Annotated in this window: 17 protein-coding genes; 4 read left to right on the forward strand and 13 right to left on the reverse strand. The window is 68.5% G+C overall.

Annotation, left to right across the window (positions count from 1 at the left end; genetic code table 11):
* The first annotated feature begins 58 nt into the window (after positions 1-58).
* The 4 genes from rfbA to rfbD are packed head-to-tail and all read left to right on the forward strand — an operon-like array spanning position 59 to position 3,470.
* Positions 59-940, forward strand: coding sequence for a glucose-1-phosphate thymidylyltransferase RfbA (gene rfbA, locus CLD20_RS01885; RefSeq protein ID WP_224404893.1), 882 nt, complete (start codon positions 59-61; stop codon positions 938-940).
* Complete coding sequence (rfbC, locus tag CLD20_RS01890; RefSeq protein WP_224404894.1) at positions 933-1,493, forward strand: dTDP-4-dehydrorhamnose 3,5-epimerase; 561 nt, start codon at positions 933-935, stop codon at positions 1,491-1,493. The genes rfbA and rfbC overlap by 8 nt, the downstream gene beginning before the upstream one ends.
* A 16-nt stretch (positions 1,494-1,509) precedes the next feature.
* Complete coding sequence (rfbB, locus tag CLD20_RS01895) at positions 1,510-2,580, forward strand: dTDP-glucose 4,6-dehydratase (RefSeq protein ID WP_224404895.1); 1,071 nt, start codon at positions 1,510-1,512, stop codon at positions 2,578-2,580.
* On the forward strand, positions 2,580-3,470 hold the full coding sequence (rfbD, locus tag CLD20_RS01900) for a dTDP-4-dehydrorhamnose reductase (protein ID WP_224405049.1): 891 nt from the start codon (positions 2,580-2,582) through the stop codon (positions 3,468-3,470). Before rfbB ends, rfbD begins: the two co-directional genes overlap by 1 nt.
* Here rfbD and phnN read toward each other — a convergent pair.
* The 13 genes from phnN to phnG form a co-directional block, all read right to left on the reverse strand.
* Positions 3,467-4,066, reverse strand: a complete 600-nt coding sequence (phnN, locus tag CLD20_RS01905; RefSeq protein ID WP_224404896.1) for a phosphonate metabolism protein/1,5-bisphosphokinase (PRPP-forming) PhnN — start codon at positions 4,064-4,066, stop codon at positions 3,467-3,469. The genes rfbD and phnN overlap by 4 nt on opposite strands.
* 1 nt (position 4,067) lies before the next feature.
* Positions 4,068-5,207 (reverse strand): alpha-D-ribose 1-methylphosphonate 5-triphosphate diphosphatase, encoded by a 1,140-nt coding sequence (locus CLD20_RS01910; RefSeq protein WP_224404897.1) that lies wholly within the window; start codon positions 5,205-5,207, stop codon positions 4,068-4,070.
* On the reverse strand, positions 5,204-5,914 hold the full coding sequence (locus CLD20_RS01915) for a DUF1045 domain-containing protein (RefSeq protein ID WP_224404898.1): 711 nt from the start codon (positions 5,912-5,914) through the stop codon (positions 5,204-5,206). The genes CLD20_RS01910 and CLD20_RS01915 overlap by 4 nt, the downstream gene beginning before the upstream one ends.
* A gap of 20 nt (positions 5,915-5,934) precedes the next feature.
* Positions 5,935-6,804 (reverse strand): phosphonate ABC transporter, permease protein PhnE, encoded by an 870-nt coding sequence (gene phnE / locus CLD20_RS01920; RefSeq protein WP_224404899.1) that lies wholly within the window; start codon positions 6,802-6,804, stop codon positions 5,935-5,937.
* Positions 6,805-6,874: 70 nt separating this feature from the next.
* Positions 6,875-7,879 (reverse strand): phosphonate ABC transporter substrate-binding protein, encoded by a 1,005-nt coding sequence (phnD, locus tag CLD20_RS01925; RefSeq protein ID WP_224404900.1) that lies wholly within the window; start codon positions 7,877-7,879, stop codon positions 6,875-6,877.
* A gap of 41 nt (positions 7,880-7,920) precedes the next feature.
* Complete coding sequence (gene phnC / locus CLD20_RS01930) at positions 7,921-8,766, reverse strand: phosphonate ABC transporter ATP-binding protein (protein WP_224404901.1); 846 nt, start codon at positions 8,764-8,766, stop codon at positions 7,921-7,923.
* Between the two features lie 129 nt (positions 8,767-8,895).
* Positions 8,896-9,522 carry a DapH/DapD/GlmU-related protein gene (locus tag CLD20_RS01935; protein ID WP_224404902.1) on the reverse strand — a complete coding sequence of 209 codons (627 nt, stop codon included), beginning with the start codon at positions 9,520-9,522 and terminating at the stop codon, positions 8,896-8,898.
* Positions 9,519-10,226, reverse strand: a complete 708-nt coding sequence (gene phnL, locus CLD20_RS01940) for a phosphonate C-P lyase system protein PhnL (RefSeq protein ID WP_224404903.1) — start codon at positions 10,224-10,226, stop codon at positions 9,519-9,521. Before phnL ends, CLD20_RS01935 begins: the two co-directional genes overlap by 4 nt.
* A gap of 3 nt (positions 10,227-10,229) precedes the next feature.
* A complete protein-coding gene (gene phnK / locus CLD20_RS01945; protein WP_224404904.1) occupies positions 10,230-11,024 on the reverse strand; it encodes a phosphonate C-P lyase system protein PhnK in 795 nt (264 codons plus the stop codon).
* Positions 11,021-11,929 carry an alpha-D-ribose 1-methylphosphonate 5-phosphate C-P-lyase PhnJ gene (locus CLD20_RS01950; protein ID WP_224404905.1) on the reverse strand — a complete coding sequence of 303 codons (909 nt, stop codon included), beginning with the start codon at positions 11,927-11,929 and terminating at the stop codon, positions 11,021-11,023. Before CLD20_RS01950 ends, phnK begins: the two co-directional genes overlap by 4 nt.
* Before the next feature lie 229 nt (positions 11,930-12,158).
* The gene (locus tag CLD20_RS01955) at positions 12,159-13,256 is read right to left on the reverse strand and encodes a carbon-phosphorus lyase complex subunit PhnI (protein WP_224404906.1); all 1,098 of its coding nucleotides are present in this window, start codon (positions 13,254-13,256) and stop codon (positions 12,159-12,161) included.
* Positions 13,256-13,861 carry a phosphonate C-P lyase system protein PhnH gene (gene phnH, locus CLD20_RS01960; protein ID WP_224404907.1) on the reverse strand — a complete coding sequence of 202 codons (606 nt, stop codon included), beginning with the start codon at positions 13,859-13,861 and terminating at the stop codon, positions 13,256-13,258. The genes CLD20_RS01955 and phnH overlap by 1 nt, the downstream gene beginning before the upstream one ends.
* Positions 13,858-14,361 (reverse strand): phosphonate C-P lyase system protein PhnG, encoded by a 504-nt coding sequence (gene phnG, locus CLD20_RS01965; protein ID WP_224404908.1) that lies wholly within the window; start codon positions 14,359-14,361, stop codon positions 13,858-13,860. The genes phnH and phnG overlap by 4 nt, the downstream gene beginning before the upstream one ends.
* Positions 14,362-14,409 lie beyond the last annotated feature (48 nt).

A 14,409-nucleotide genomic window follows, 5' to 3' on the forward strand; every position in this document is an offset into this window, starting at 1 on the left:
CGGTCCGGATCGCTGCCCGGCTTGCGGACCGTTCAGGCACCGGCCGCAAAGGTAGGACATGAAGGGCATCATCCTCGCCGGCGGCAGCGGCACGCGGCTCTATCCCCTGACGATCACGGCCTCCAAGCAGCTCCTGCCGGTCTACGACAAGCCGATGATCTTCTATCCGCTGTCGACGCTGATGCTGGCCGGCATCCGCGAGGTTCTGGTCATCACCACGCCGCACGACCTGCCGGCTTTCCAGAAGCTCCTGGGCGACGGCTCGGCCTTCGGCGTGTCGATCTCCTATGCCGAGCAGGCCGCGCCCAACGGGCTCGCCGAGGCCTTCATCATCGGCCGCAGCTTCGTGGGAAACGACGCGGCGGCCCTCATCCTGGGCGACAACATCTTCTACGGAGCCGGGCTCTCGCGGCTGATGAAGGACGCGGCGGCAGCCAGCTCCGGCGCGACCGTCTTCGCCTACCATGTGGAAGACCCGCAGCGTTACGGCGTCGTCTCCTTCGACAAGGCGACCGGCAAGGCCGAAACCATCGAGGAAAAGCCCTCCGAGCCGAAATCGTCCTGGGCGGTCACCGGGCTCTACTTCTATGACAACGACGTTCTCGACATCGCCGCCGGCATCCGTCCCTCGGCGCGCGGAGAACTGGAGATCACCGATGTCAATCGCGCCTATCTGCAGCGCGGCGACCTCAATGTCTGCCGCCTCGGCCGCGGCTTTGCCTGGCTCGATACCGGCACCTATGACAGCCTGCACGACGCGTCCTCGTTCGTGCGCACGATCGTCCACCGACAGGGAATTCAGGTGATGTGTCCCGAAGAGATCGCCTTCGAACTCGGCTACCTTTCCGCCGAGGAGGTGCTGGCCCGCGCCGGCCAGCTCGGCAAGACGGCCTATGCCGATTATCTGCGCCGCCGCATCGGGGAGCTCGCCCGTGCTTGAGGTCAGGGAGCTCGGCCTTCCGGGCGTTTTCGAAATCTCGCCGCGCCTGCACGAGGACGCGCGCGGCTTCTTCTCCGAGACCTACAACGCCCGCTCCATGGCCGAGCACGGCATCGAGCATACCTTCGTGCAGGACAACCATTCGCGCTCGGGCGAAGCGGGCGTGCTGCGTGGCCTGCACTATCAGCTCCACCCCCACGCCCAGGCCAAGCTCGTGCGCGTGGTGAAGGGCAGCGTCTTCGACGTCGCCGTCGATATCCGCCGCGGCTCGCCGACCTTCTGCAAATGGGTGGGCATCCAGCTTTCGGCGAAGAAGTGGAACCAGTTCCTGGTCCCGGTCGGCTTCGCCCACGGTTTCCTGACCCTCGAGCCGGATACGGAGGTGATCTACAAGGTCACCGATTATTACGCGCCCGAGCACGACCGCAACCTGCGCTTCGACGACCCGCAGATCGGCATCGACTGGCCGCTCGGCAATGTCCGGCCGATCCTGTCCGACCGAGACCGCAATGCACCGCTCCTCGGCGAGGCCGAAACCTTTCTCTATCCGTGACGAAGGGGCGGTCGCGATGAGAGTTCTCGTCACGGGCGGAGCGGGCTTCATCGGCTCGGCGCTCTGCCGCCATCTGGTCGCCGCCGGCGCGGAGCGCGTCGTCAATCTCGACAAGCTCACCTATGCCGGCAATCTCGATTCGCTGCGCGCGCTCGCCGATGCGCCGAACTACGCCTTCCACCGGCTCGACATCGCCGACGCGCCCGCGATCGTCGATCTCCTCGCCGCCGAGCGGATCGACAAGGTCGTGCATCTGGCCGCCGAGAGCCATGTCGACCGCTCCATCGACGGGCCGGCCGCCTTCGTGGAGACGAACGTCGTCGGCACCTTCCGCCTGCTCTCCGCCGCGCTCGATCACTGGCGCGGCCTGTCCGGCAAGGCCGCGGAGGATTTCCGCTTCCACCATGTCTCCACCGACGAGGTCTTCGGCGAACTGGAGCTCGAAGGCAGCGAGCGTTTCACCGAGGCGACGCCCTACCGGCCGCGCTCACCCTATTCGGCCTCCAAGGCGGCATCCGACCATTTCGTGCGCGCCTGGCACGCCACCTACGGCCTGCCGGTGGTCCTTTCCAACTGCTCCAACAATTACGGGCCGTTCCACTTCCCCGAAAAGCTGATCCCGCTCGTCATCCTCAACGCCCTCCACGGGGAGAAGCTGCCGGTCTACGGCAACGGCTCGAACGTGCGCGACTGGCTTTTCGTCGAAGACCATGCCCGCGCGCTGGAGCTGATCTTCACGCGCGGCAGGGTCGGCGAGACCTATGCCATCGGCGGCAGGGCCGAGCGCTCCAACCTCCAGGTCGTGGAGACGATCTGCGACGTCCTCGACGCAAAGCGCCCGCGCCGGGACGGAACGAGCCACCGCGACCTCATCACCTTCGTGAGCGACCGGCCGGGCCACGATCTGCGCTACGCCATCGACCCTTCGCGCATCGAGACGGAGCTCGGCTGGCGAGCCCATGAGAGCTTCGAGAGCGGCCTTGCCCGTACCGTCGACTGGTATCTCGACAACGAATGGTGGTGGCGCCCGCTGCGCGAGGGCCGCTACCGGGGCGAGCGCCTCGGCACGATCCCGGCGGGCCGGTGATCCGGCTCCTCGTCACCGGCAGAAAGGGCCAGGTCGCCCGCGCGCTCGCCGAGCGCACGGCGGGCGCGGCGAAGATCGACTTCGTCGCCCTCGGGCGTCCCGAGCTCGATCTCGCCGAGCCGCAGACCATCGCCCCCGCCATCGAAGCCGCCCGGCCCGACATCGTCGTCTCGGCGGCGGCCTACACGGCGGTCGACCGGGCCGAGGACGAGCCGGAAACCGCCTTCGCCGCCAACGCGCGCGGAGCCGGCGAGGTGGCGGCGGCGGCGGCGCGGCTCGGCGTGCCGGTCATCCATCTTTCGACCGACTACGTCTTCGCCGGCACCGGCGAGGCGCCGCATCGAGAGGATGCGCCGACCGCTCCCGGCAACGTCTACGGCGCCAGCAAGCTGGCCGGCGAGGAGGCCGTCGCGGCGGTGAACCCACGCCACGTCATCCTGCGCACCGCCTGGGTCTACAGCCCGTTTTCGCGCAACTTCGTGCGCACCATGCTGGATCTGGCCGAGACGCGCGGCGAGCTTGCCGTCGTCGACGACCAATGGGGCAACCCCACCTCCGCCCTCGACATCGCCGATGCGATCCTCGCCGTGGCGGAGAGATGGCAGGCGGAGCCAGAGGCACAGATCGCCGGCGTCTACCACCTCGCCGGGACCGGCGAGACGAGCTGGTGCGGCCTTGCCCGTGCGGTGTTCGAGGCAAGCCGCGAGGCGGGTGGGCCGTATGCGGAGGTCCGCGCCATTACGAGCGCCGAATATCCGCAGAAGGCGGCGCGGCCGAAAAATTCCAGGCTCGCTTCCGACCGTTTCGAAGCCGTCTTCGGCTATCGCTGCCCGCCCTGGCGCACGAGCGTGGAGAAAGTGGTGCGGACGCTCCTGGCGGAGAGGGGCTAAAGCGGCCGCAGGCTCCCCTGCCCCGCGCTTGCCGCGCAGCCCTTCAGAAGCGCCAGCAGCGCCTCTCCCGCAACCGAAAGATGGCCGGAATTGTCGAGCGGATAGACGTCGGGACCGGAGAGGTCGGCGAGTTCGGCCCGGTCGAGCCGGCGTGCGATCTCCTCCTCGCTTTCCCGTCCCCGGCCGCGCAGGCGCTCCGCCAGAACCTCGCGCCGCGCCGAGACGAGCACGACGATGAGCGGGGAAAAGCGCCGCCGCGCCTCTTCGACGGCAAGGCGCGAGACATTGACGACAACCGAGCAGCCGCCCTGAAGCTCGCCCGCCACCGAGGCCGGGATGCCGTAGCTGAGCCCGTGCGCGCGCCAGTGGAGCGCAAAGGCGCCGGCTTCGGCCTCGCGCGCGAAAGCCTCCTCGGCAAGGCTCGCATGGTCCTCGAAGGCGCCCTCGGCGCGCGTCACCACCCGGCGCGGAAAGACCACCGAGGGGTCGTCGGCGAGCCGCTCGCGGCAATAGCCGATGAGGGAATCCTTGCCGGCGCCGCTCGGGCCGACGACCAGCACCAGCGTGCCGCGGCTTTCGCCGCCCTGCGCTCGCATGTCAGGCGACGCGCCGCCCCTGCCGCCAGACGGAGCGCACCACCGGCACCCCCTCGTCGAGACGCACCTGGATGAGGTCGGCCCGCTTGCCCGGCGCGATGACGCCGCGGTCGAAAAGGCCGACGGCCTCGGCGGGCTTCGAGGTCACCATCGCGGCCGCCTCGGGGAGCGACAGGCCATGCGGCTCCTCGGCGAGGATGAAGGTCGCCTGCAAGAGGCTGAAGGGCACGTAGTCGGAGGAAAGCACGTCGAGCACGCCGACGGAGGCCAGCTCGGCGGCCGCGACATTGCCGGAATGCGAGCCGCCGCGCACCACGTTGGGCGCGCCCATCAGCACCTGCATGCCAGCGGCGTGAGAGGCGCGCGCCGCCGCCATCGTCGTCGGGAACTCGGCGAGATGGACGCCCTGTTCCACGGCCTCGGCGACATGCACCTCGGTGGCGTCGTCATGGCTCGCGAGCACGATGCCGCGCGCCCTGCACGCCTCCGACAGCGCCTTCCTGTGCCCCGGCGCCCAGCGGCCGGCATCGGCGAGACGGCGGTCGACGAAGGCCTGGAACTCCTCGTCCGGCATGCCGGTCTTGCCCTGGTAGTAGAGCTTGTAGGCGTCGAAGCTGACGAACTGGCGCTGGCCGGGCGTGTGGTCCATCAGAGAGACGAGGCGCACCCGCCGGTCGTCGTCGAAGCGGGCAAAGCCCTCCATCACGTCGGAGGCGGAGACCTCGCATCGCAGATGAATGAAATGCTCGGCCCGAAGCCGGTCGCGCACTTGGCATTCCTCGATCGCGTCGGCGAGAGAGCGCATCTCGTCGGCATCGACCCTGGCGTCCTCGTCGGCGCCGACGCGCAGCGCGTCGAGTACCGTCGTGATGCCCGAGCCGGCGATCTGCGCATCGTGCGCCTGGACGGCGACGGCCGGGTTCCAGCGCACGCCCGGCCGGGGGGCGTAATGGCTTTCCAGGTGGTCGGTGTGGAGTTCCACGAGCCCGGGCAGGAGATAGTCGCCCTCAAGGTCGTGCCCGTCCCGGCCGGAACCGGGATCGCCGATCTCAGCGATGGTCTCTCCCCGAATGACGATGTCGCCGTCGTGCATGCTCTCGGCGAGCACCATGCGGGCATTGCGGAAGACGGTCTCGTTCATGCGGGTATCACCGGACGCGCCGATTTCTGAAGCTCCCGGCGCGATTTCTGGAGGAAGGGCGCGCCGGCTTCCGCCTCGACGAAGATCGAGACGGCCTCGACGGCCAGGGGGGATCTGAGCGCGGCGGCGAAATGCTGCTTGAGGGCGCGCTTCACCGTCTCCTGCCGCGCTTCGCCGACCGGACCGGTCAGCGTCATGTGGAAACGGAAGTCGCGGAAGACGTAGGGAGAGCCCCAGCGCTCCAGATAGGCGCGCTGGCGCTCGCTCAGGCTCTCCGGCTTGCGGCGGGCGATTTCCGCCTCGGTGAGGGGCGCGCGGAAGCGGTCGAACTGGCGCACCACATCGGCGGCGAGCACTTCCAGCTCGGTCGGCGCCTGCGCCGGAACGAGCGCGAAGAATTCGCCGATGCGCTTGATCTTCATCAGGCCGAGATCGAAGGTCGCGCGGCTCTTGCAGAAGGCGGCGAGCGCCCGGTCGAGCCCGGCGATGTCGAACGGCTCGGCGAGCCGGAAGGGCGGCTTCAGCGTCGCATGGAAGCCGTAGCGGCGCGGCGAGGCCGTCAGCGCCGCCATCTCCTCCTGCGAAAGGCCCGCGGGAGAGGCCTGCTGCACGTCCTGCCCGAAGACGGCATCGCGGCCGAGCCAGCGCCGCGCGGCCTCCGTAATGGGATGGCCGGGAGCCGAGGTGAAATAGATCGCAGCGCGCATTCTCTTGCTTTTTCTTCGGTCTAGATCACCGCCTTGCGGAGCTGCTGGGAGATGATGTCGACGATCGAGACGGTGACGATCACGATCAGGATGATCGCGGCCGTCTCCGCGTAGAGGAAAGACCGGATCGATTCAAACAGCACCTGGCCGATTCCCCCCGCTCCGACGATTCCGAGCACCGTCGCCTGGCGCACATTCGTCTCAAAACGATAGAGCGAGAAGGAGATCCACAGCGGTGCGACCTGTGGGACCACGCCGAAGACGATCTCCTGCAGCCGGCTTGCCCCGGTGGCGCGGATGCCTTCCACGGGCCGGGGGTCGACCGCCTCGACCGCCTCGGAGAAGAGCTTGGCGATGATACCCGTATTGTGGACGAAGAGCGCCATGACGCCGGCGAAGGGGCCGAGGCCGACGGCCGTGACGAAGAGGACGGCGAAGACGAGTTCGTTGATGGCACGTGTGGCGTCCATCAGCCGGCGCACCGGCTGGACGATCCATATCGGCGCGATGTTGGAGGAGGAGAGAAGCGCGAAGGGAATGCCGAAGACGATCGCCAGAACCGTGCCCCAGACGGCGATCTGCACCGTCAGCACCATCTCGCTCGCATAGTAGCGCCAGTCGCGGAAGTTCGGCGACAGGAAGCCGCCGGCATATTCGGCCATGTTGCCGGCGTCGGACCACAGATGGGGGATCCGCCACATCTCCGACGGGCCCCAGCTCCAGACGAGCACCAGCGCCACGCCGCCCCAGATCAAAAGGGAATAAAGGCGCTCCGAAAGGCTTCGCGGCGGCAGCGCCACCTTGCCGGCCCCGGCCCCGGCACTGGCACTGGCACGGGCACCGGCAGCGGTCGGCGCGGCGCCCTTGCCGGCACTATGGGCTGCATCCATGGAAAAGGGTCTCCGGCAGGAAGGGGCGCCGGACGCTGGGTCCGGCGCCGTGGGTCAAGGCAAGAGCCGCTCAGGACTGCGGGACGGTGTCCATCAGCTTCTGGATCTTGTCCTTCTCGCTGGCGAGCTTTTCGAGCTCGGCCTTCTTCTCGTCGTCCGACATGTTGTCGGCGGCCGAGATGCGCGCTTCCTGCTTGGTGATCTCCATGATGCGGATCGGGTAGAGCTGCGCATCGGAGGACGGGCGGAACGGCGCCCAGCCGAGACCGGACAGGACCTGGCGGGCGGACGCGACTTCCTCCGGCGTGCCGAGGCGGCCGTAGCTCATGATGAAGGTGTAGACCTTGCGCTTGGCGTCCTCGTCGAGGTCGGCGCGCCAGACGAGCGGATCGGACGGGATCAGCGGCGACTGCCAGATCACCTTGATCTTCTTGCGCGCTTCGGGGGCCGTGACCTCGAGGCGGCGCAGATTCTCCGTGTTGTTGGCGGCGACGTCGACCTGGCCGTTGGCGGTCGCCATCGCATTCGCCTCATGGTTGGCGTTGCGCACCGTCTTGAAGCAATCCTGCGGGCGCACGCCGTTCTTGGCGAAGATGAAGGTGGTCGGCACGAGGAAGCCGGAGGTGGAGTTCGGGTCGCCGATGCCGAAATCGAGCGACTTGTCGCACTTCAGCACGTCCTCGAGCGAGTTGAGCTTGTCGTTGTCGGCCTGGGTGATGAGCACCGACCAGTAGCCCGGATTGCCTTCCACATCGACGGTCTGGGCGAAGACCTCGCCCTTGGAGCGGTCGACCGCTTCCATCGCCGACTTGTTGCCGAACCAGGCGACGTCGACCTTGCCGAAGCGCATGCCCTCGATGACGCCCGCATAATCGGAGGCGAAGAAGGCGTTGACCTTGAGACCCGTCTGCTCGGACATGTCGGCGAGGAACGGATCCCAGACGGTCTTCAGGTTCTGGCTGGATTCGGTGGAGATGATGCCGAAATTGATCTCGCTCGTCTCCGCCATGGCGGTGGAGGCGGCGAGCGAGGCCACCAGCGTGGCGGCCGCAAGGCCCTTGGCAAATACGTTCATCCTGAGGCTCCTCGGTTGGCCCGCAATATCTTGCGGGGGGATCAGATGGCTGTGGCAGCCAGCTCCTTGCGCGCGGCGACCGGCGCGGCGCGGCGCGTGCGTGGCGCCGCCGAGCCGGAAAGGACGAGCTCCTCGCTCGCCTCGCCGTAGATTTCGCGCAGGAATTCGTCCGTCAGCGCCGTCGACGGGCCGTCGAAGGCGACCTCTCCATCCTTCAGCGCGATGGTGCGCGGACAGTAGAGGCGGGCATATTCGACCTGGTGCAGGGAGACGACGATGGTGATGCCGTCATCCTGGTTGATCTCCGCCAGCGTCTCCATCACGCGCTTGGCCGAGGCCGGATCGAGCGAGGCGATCGGCTCGTCGGCCAGGATCAGCTTCGCCCCCTGCACGAGGGCGCGGGCGATCGCGGCGCGCTGCTGCTGGCCGCCGGAAAGGGTGGAGGAGCGCTGGCGCGCCGTCTCGGCGATGCCGACGCGGGCGAGCGCGGCCATCGCCTTGTCCCGCTCGGCGCGCGGAAACAGCGAGAGCGTGCCCCGCCAGCCCGGCACATGACCGAGACAGCCGACGAGGACGTTGGTCAGCACCGACAGGCGCCCGACGAGATTGAACTGCTGGAAGATGACGCCGACGCTCTTGCGGATGTCGCGCGCGCCGGCGGCGAGCCTGCCGTTCTCCTGCGCCGGCCGGCCGAAGACCGTAATGCGGCAACCCTCGCCGGAGCCGCGCTCAAGCCCGGCGATATGGCGGATGAGGGTGGATTTGCCGGAGCCGGAAGCGCCGATCAGCGCCACCATCTCCCCGACCCCGATATCGAGGCTGACGCCCGAGAGAGCAGCCTTCTTGCCGTAGCGCTTCGACAGCTTTTCGACGGCGACTGCTGGCATCCGGCCTCACCTGCCCCGCATCCGGGCTTTCTGGTTGGCCGTTCCCTAACAGCGGGGTTTGTCGCTTCGATCTCGCTTTGGTGACACTTGCGATTCGCCCGCGTGACGGGCGCATGTCGCCGCAAATATCTATACGGGCGGCGCTTTCTCGTATCTGTCGAGAAATTCCGTAACGGAAAGCGCGCGGAAATCGGCAAGAGCCGCCGCAAGGGCCGCGTGCGGCCAGTCCCACCAGGCGAGCGCCGCGAGCCGGGCGGCGGTTTCCGGGTCAAAACGGCGCTTGATCACCCGCGCGGGAACGCCCGCCGCGACCTCGTAGGCGCCGACCGCGCGCGAGACGACGGCCCCCGCCGCGATCACCGCGCCGGTGCCGACGGTGACCCCCGGCAGGATGATGGCGCCATGCCCGATCCACACATCGTGGCCGATGGTGACGGCATTCTCCGCCCGCCAGGAAAACAGCGCCTCGTCCGCCTCCGCGCCTTCGAAATAATCGTCCGAGCGATAGGTGAAATGGTGCTGGCTCGCCCGCCAGACCGGATGGTTGGAGGCGTTGATGCGCACGTTCTGGGCGATGGAGCAGAACTTGCCGATGCTGGAGAGGGCGACGTTGCCGTCCTCGGTGATGTAGGAATAGTCGCCGAGGCTGGAGCGCAGGAACTGCGTGCGCTCGCCGATGGCGGTGTAGCGGCCGAGCTCGCTCTCCTCCACCCGCGCGCTCGGCGCGACGTGGGGCGCGACGCCGAGCTTCGTCATGCGGCGGCCTTTGGCGAAAAGGCCGTCACGTCGACCTCGCGCTCGGCGACGCGCCCGCGCGTCGGCGCATCGTGAAAAATGCCGAGAAAGCTCGTCCCCGCCGCCTTTCCCTCCGCGATCAGGGAGATGACGACGTCGCGGTTGGCTGCGTCCAGCGAGGCGGTCGGCTCGTCCAGCAGCAGGAGCGGATGGCCGGCGATGAAGCCCCGGGCGATGTTCACCCGCTGCTGCTCACCGCCGGAAAAGGTGGCGGGCGGCAGGTGCCAGAGCCGTTCCGGCAGGTTGAGGCGATGAAGGAGCGCATCGGCCTTGTCGAGCGCCTCCTCGCGCCCGGCCCCGCGTTCCACGAGCGGCTCGGCGACGAGGTCGCGGGCGGCGACACGCGGCACAACACGCAGGAACTGGCTGACATAGCCGAGGTCGCTGCGCCGGATGGAAAGCACCATGCGCGGATCGGCGATGGCGATGTCGACCGGGCCGCCTTCCTTGCGGGCGATCACGATGGAGCCGGCATCGGCGGCATAATTGCCGTAGACCATCTTCAGGATCGAGCTCTTGCCCGCGCCGGAGGGCCCGCCGAGGGCGACGCATTCGCCGGGATAGACCTCAAAGGAGGCCTCGGACAGGACCGGGATATGGATCCCGCCCCTCAGATGCATCGTGAAGCTTTTGGAAAGTCCGGAAACGGCGAGGCGCGGCTGCATCACTCACACCTGCAGGATGGAGGAGACGAGAAGCTGGGTGTAGGGCCGCTGCGGATCGTCGAGGACCCGGTCGGTCAGCCCCTCCTCCACGACACGCCCTTCCTTCATCACCATGATGCGGTGGGAGAGGAGGCGCGCCACGGCAAGGTCGTGGGTGACAACGAGAGCGGCCATGCGCAATTCGGCGACGAGGGCGCGAATGAGGTCGAGAAGCCGCGCCTGGACGGAGACGTCGAGCCCACCGGTCGGCTCGTCCATGAAGACGAGGCGCGGCGCCGTGACGAGGTTGCGGGCGATCTGCAGGCGCTGGCGCATGCCGCCCGAAAAGGCCCGCGGGCTGTCGTCGATGCGGTCGGTCGGCACCTCGACGCGGCTGAGCCAGTCATGCGCCGAGCCGCGGATCTCGCCGTAATTGCGCTCGCCGATCGCCATCAGCCGCTCGCCGACATTGGCGCCCGCCGAGACGTTCATCCTCAGCCCGTCGGCCGGATTCTGGTGCACGAAGCCCCAGTCGGTGCGCATCAGGAAACGCCGCTCCGCCTCGCCGAGCGCCGCAAGGTCGCGCATCTCGCCATCGCGCATGCGGTAGCGCACGGCGCCCGAGGAGAGCTTCATGCGCGCCGCCAGGCAATTGAGAAGCGTCGTCTTGCCGGAGCCGGATTCCCCGACGACGGCCAGGACCTCGCCGGGATAAAGGTCGAAGGAGACGTCGCGGCAGCCGAGCCGCTCGCCGTAAAAGCGGGTGAGACGCTCGACCGAAAGGAGCGGCGCTTCGCCGGGATCGATAGGAGCGCTCATTCGGCCGCCTCCGCGCCGGGCGCGCCCATCGCCCCGGCAAGATGGCCGCGATGGCCCGCCTCGCGCCGCCCTTCGCAATGGTCGGTGTCGGAGCACACGAACATCCGCCCGCCATGGTCGTCGAGGATCACCTCGTCGAGATAGACGCCCGACGCGCCGCACAGGCCGCAGGGCTCGGAAAATTCCTGCACCCGGAACGGATGGTCCTCGAAGTCGAGGCTTTCCACCCGCGTATAGGGCGGCAGGGCGTAGATACGCTTCTCGCGTCCCGCCCCGAAGAGCTGCAGCGCCGGCGAGTTGGTCAGTTTCGGATTGTCGAATTTCGGGATCGGCGAGGGGTCCATCACGTAACGGCCCTCCACCTTCACCGGATAGGCGTAGGTGGTGGCAATATGGCCGTGGCGGGCGATGTCCTCGTAGAGCTTCACATGCATGAGGCCGTATTCCTCCAGCGCATGCATGAGCCGCGTTTCCGTCTCGCGCGGCTCCAGGAAGCGCAGCGGCTCGGGGATCGGCACCTGGTAGACGAGGATCTGGTTCTCGCTGAGCGGCATCTCCGGCACGCGGTGGCGCGTCTGGATGAGGCTCGCCTCCTTCGTATGCGTCGTCGTCTTCACCCCGGCGACCTTGGCAAAGAAGGAGCGGATGGAAACGGCGTTGGTTGTGTCGTCGGCCCCCTGGTCGATGACCTTCAGAACATCGTCCGGCCCGATGAGAGAGGCCGTCACCTGCACCCCGCCCGTGCCCCAGCCATAGGGCATCGGCATTTCGCGGCTGGCGAAGGGCACCTGGTAGCCGGGGATCGCCACGGCCTTCAGGATGGCGCGGCGGATCATCCGCTTCGTCTGCTCGTCCAGATAGGCGAAGTTGTAGGGGGTCTCGGGCTTCTCTTGCGCCGTGCTCATCGCCAGGCCTCCGAGATCTCGCGACGAGCGAGCCCCGTGCGCCCACCTCCCCCTTGTGGGGAGGTCGACGCTGCGGCCTTAGCCGCAAGCGTCGGGTGGGGGTCTGAAGGCATCCATTTTTCCGCAAGGGCTCCAAACCACTCTACGGGCCCCCACCCCTGTCCCCTCCCCACAAGGGGGAGGGGGACGCAGCGAGCGGCCGCTCGAGAGCGGATATCGGGCAGCGCGCTCATTCCGCCGCCTCCCGCTCTTGCCCGCCCTCGCGGTCCTCGAACTCGGCCCTGAGGCGCCGGATCAGCTCCAGCTCGGCCTGGAAGTCGACGTAATGCGGCAGCTTCAGATGCTCCACGAAACCCGTCGCCTGCACGTTGTCGCAATGCGAGATGACGAATTCGCCGTCCTGCGCCGGGGCCGTCTCGTCCTCGCCGAGCTCGCGCGCCCGAAGCGCCCGGTCGCACAGCGCCATCGCCATCGCCTTGCGTTCCGCATGGCCGAAGACGAGGCCATAGCCGCGGGTGAATTGCGGCGGGGCGGCGGCCGAGCCCCTGAACTGGTTGACCATCTGGCACTCGGTCACCTTGAGGCGGCCGAGCGGCACGGAAAAATCCATCCCCGGCACCTCGATTTCAACCTCGACCTCGCCCATGCGGATCTCGGCGGCGAAGGGATGCGAGCGGGCAAAGCCGCGCTGGGTGGAATAGCCGAGGGCGAGCAGAAATCCCTCGTCGCCCCGGGCAAGCGCCTGCAGGCGAACCTCGCGCGGCGCCGGAAAGGAGAGCGGCTCGCGCGTCAGGTCGCCCGGCTCGCCGTCGCTTTCCGGGTCCGGCTCGATGAGGCCGGCCTCGCCGAGAAGGTCGGTGACGCGCGCCATGGCGCCTTCGCCGGGATCTTCTGCGGTGGCGGCCGGCTCCGGCTCCGCCTCGCCTTCAAGGTCCGGATCGAGAAGCCGGTGCGTGTAGTCGAAGGTCGGCCCGAGCACCTGGCCGCCCGGCAGGTCCTTGAACGTCGCCGAGATGCGCCGCTCCACCGCCATCTTGCCGGTATCGACGGGAAGGCTCGCCCCGAAGCGCGGCAGCGTCGTGCGGTAGGCGCGCACCAGGAAGATCGCTTCGACGAGGTCGCCCCGCGCCTGCTTGATGGCGAGCGCGGCGAGCCGCCGGTCGTAGAGCGAGCCCTCGCCCATCACCCGGTCGACGGCGAGCGAAAGCTGCTGAAGAATCTGGTCGACGGTGAGCGCCGGCACCGCGGGGTCGCCCCGGCGGCGTTCGGCCAGCAGCCGGTGCGCATTGGCGATGGCGGCCTCGCCGCCCTTGACGGCCACATACATCAGGCCGCCCCGTTCAGGATGCGGGTCGAGCGCGGCAGGCCGGCGATGGCGTGCCGGCTGGCGAAGACGATGTCGACGCCGCGCGGGAAGATGCGCCGGTTCTCCTCAAGCTGGCCGATCAGCCGCGCCGGCAGCGGATCGGGCGCCAGCGCGGAGGTCTCGGCGATGCCGGGGCCCTGCAGCGTCAGCGTCCGGCTTCCCTCGAACCCCGTCACCTGCAGGACGAGGGTGGTGGAGCGGTCCGGATATTCTTCCGTGCCGAGCCAGAAATCGGCGAGCGGCGGCATCTTTTCGGGGTCCGAGATGACGGCGAAGGTGGCGCGCCCCGCCAGCGAGACGATCGGCGCGCCGATGTGAAAGCCGATCCAGTCGCGCACCGCCTCGCTCTCCGCCAGCGGCCTGTCGAGGAAGATCGGTGTGTCGGCGTCGGCGAGGCATGCGATGACGGCCGCCGCCGCCGGATTGAGGGGTGTCGGCGGCCGGACCAGACCGGGGAGATTTTCGATCTCGCCCGGCCGCGACAGGGCACGGAGAAGCGCCCGGAAAACGGCCTGCGCGCCGAAAACCGGGTCGAAGAAGCCACCGCTGAGGGCGTCCGCCTTCATGTGTCCTCCCCGCGCACCATGGTGAAGAAGTTGACCTTCGTGGCCGCCGTCTCAGTGCGTTTCCTGGCCTCGCCCGCATCGAGGCGCGCGCGGATTTTTTCGACGATCCGCTCCACCGCCGGCCTGTACGGCCGGCTCTGCCAGAGCGCGTCGAGCGTGGCGACGAGAACGGCGCGCCGGCGGTCGCGCCCGAGGACATGGCCCTGCCCGACCTCGCCGGTGGGAAGGCGCAGCGCCGCGCGCGTCACCGTCACCTCGCCGAGATTGAAGGGCGCTCCGGAACCGCCGATCCGCCCGCGTGCCATGACGAGGCCGAATTCGGGCGCCCGCAGCGTTTCCATCTCGGGGCGGTCGGCGATCGATTCGAGCCCCGTGGCAAGCTCGTCGGCCTCGGCGCGCGCCAGGACGCGGAGCGCCGCCTGCCTGGCCTCCGCCTGCCTAGCCTCGGTTGCCTCCTGCCCGAATGCCCCCTGCCCGAATGTCTGCGTCGTCTGGTCCACCTGTGCCTGTCCGCCCGGTCGCTTTCCGTCTCATTTGTATAGTGATAT

This window comes from Afifella sp. IM 167 (assembly GCF_020144925.1).
GTDB lineage: Bacteria > Pseudomonadota > Alphaproteobacteria > Rhizobiales > Afifellaceae > Afifella.

What these genes read in the sequence shown, in the direction of transcription:
- rfbB (WP_224404895.1), top strand. Translation starts at nt 1,510, where the DNA reads ATGAGAGTTCTCGTCACGGGCGGAGCGGGCTTCATCGGCTCGGCGCTC.
- CLD20_RS01910 (WP_224404897.1), bottom strand. Translation starts at nt 5,207, where the DNA reads ATGAACGAGACCGTCTTCCGCAATGCCCGCATGGTGCTCGCCGAGAGC.
- phnE (WP_224404899.1), bottom strand. Translation starts at nt 6,804, where the DNA reads ATGGATGCAGCCCATAGTGCCGGCAAGGGCGCCGCGCCGACCGCTGCC.
- CLD20_RS01935 (WP_224404902.1), bottom strand. Translation starts at nt 9,522, where the DNA reads ATGACGAAGCTCGGCGTCGCGCCCCACGTCGCGCCGAGCGCGCGGGTG.
- phnN (WP_224404896.1), bottom strand. Translation starts at nt 4,066, where the DNA reads ATGCGAGCGCAGGGCGGCGAAAGCCGCGGCACGCTGGTGCTGGTCGTC.
- phnD (WP_224404900.1), bottom strand. Translation starts at nt 7,879, where the DNA reads ATGAACGTATTTGCCAAGGGCCTTGCGGCCGCCACGCTGGTGGCCTCG.
- CLD20_RS01915 (WP_224404898.1), bottom strand. Translation starts at nt 5,914, where the DNA reads ATGCGCGCTGCGATCTATTTCACCTCGGCTCCCGGCCATCCCATTACG.
- phnC (WP_224404901.1), bottom strand. Translation starts at nt 8,766, where the DNA reads ATGCCAGCAGTCGCCGTCGAAAAGCTGTCGAAGCGCTACGGCAAGAAG.
- rfbA (WP_224404893.1), top strand. Translation starts at nt 59, where the DNA reads ATGAAGGGCATCATCCTCGCCGGCGGCAGCGGCACGCGGCTCTATCCC.
- phnH (WP_224404907.1), bottom strand. Translation starts at nt 13,861, where the DNA reads ATGAAGGCGGACGCCCTCAGCGGTGGCTTCTTCGACCCGGTTTTCGGC.
- phnL (WP_224404903.1), bottom strand. Translation starts at nt 10,226, where the DNA reads ATGCAGCCGCGCCTCGCCGTTTCCGGACTTTCCAAAAGCTTCACGATG.
- CLD20_RS01955 (WP_224404906.1), bottom strand. Translation starts at nt 13,256, where the DNA reads ATGTATGTGGCCGTCAAGGGCGGCGAGGCCGCCATCGCCAATGCGCAC.
- CLD20_RS01950 (WP_224404905.1), bottom strand. Translation starts at nt 11,929, where the DNA reads ATGAGCACGGCGCAAGAGAAGCCCGAGACCCCCTACAACTTCGCCTAT.
- phnK (WP_224404904.1), bottom strand. Translation starts at nt 11,024, where the DNA reads ATGAGCGCTCCTATCGATCCCGGCGAAGCGCCGCTCCTTTCGGTCGAG.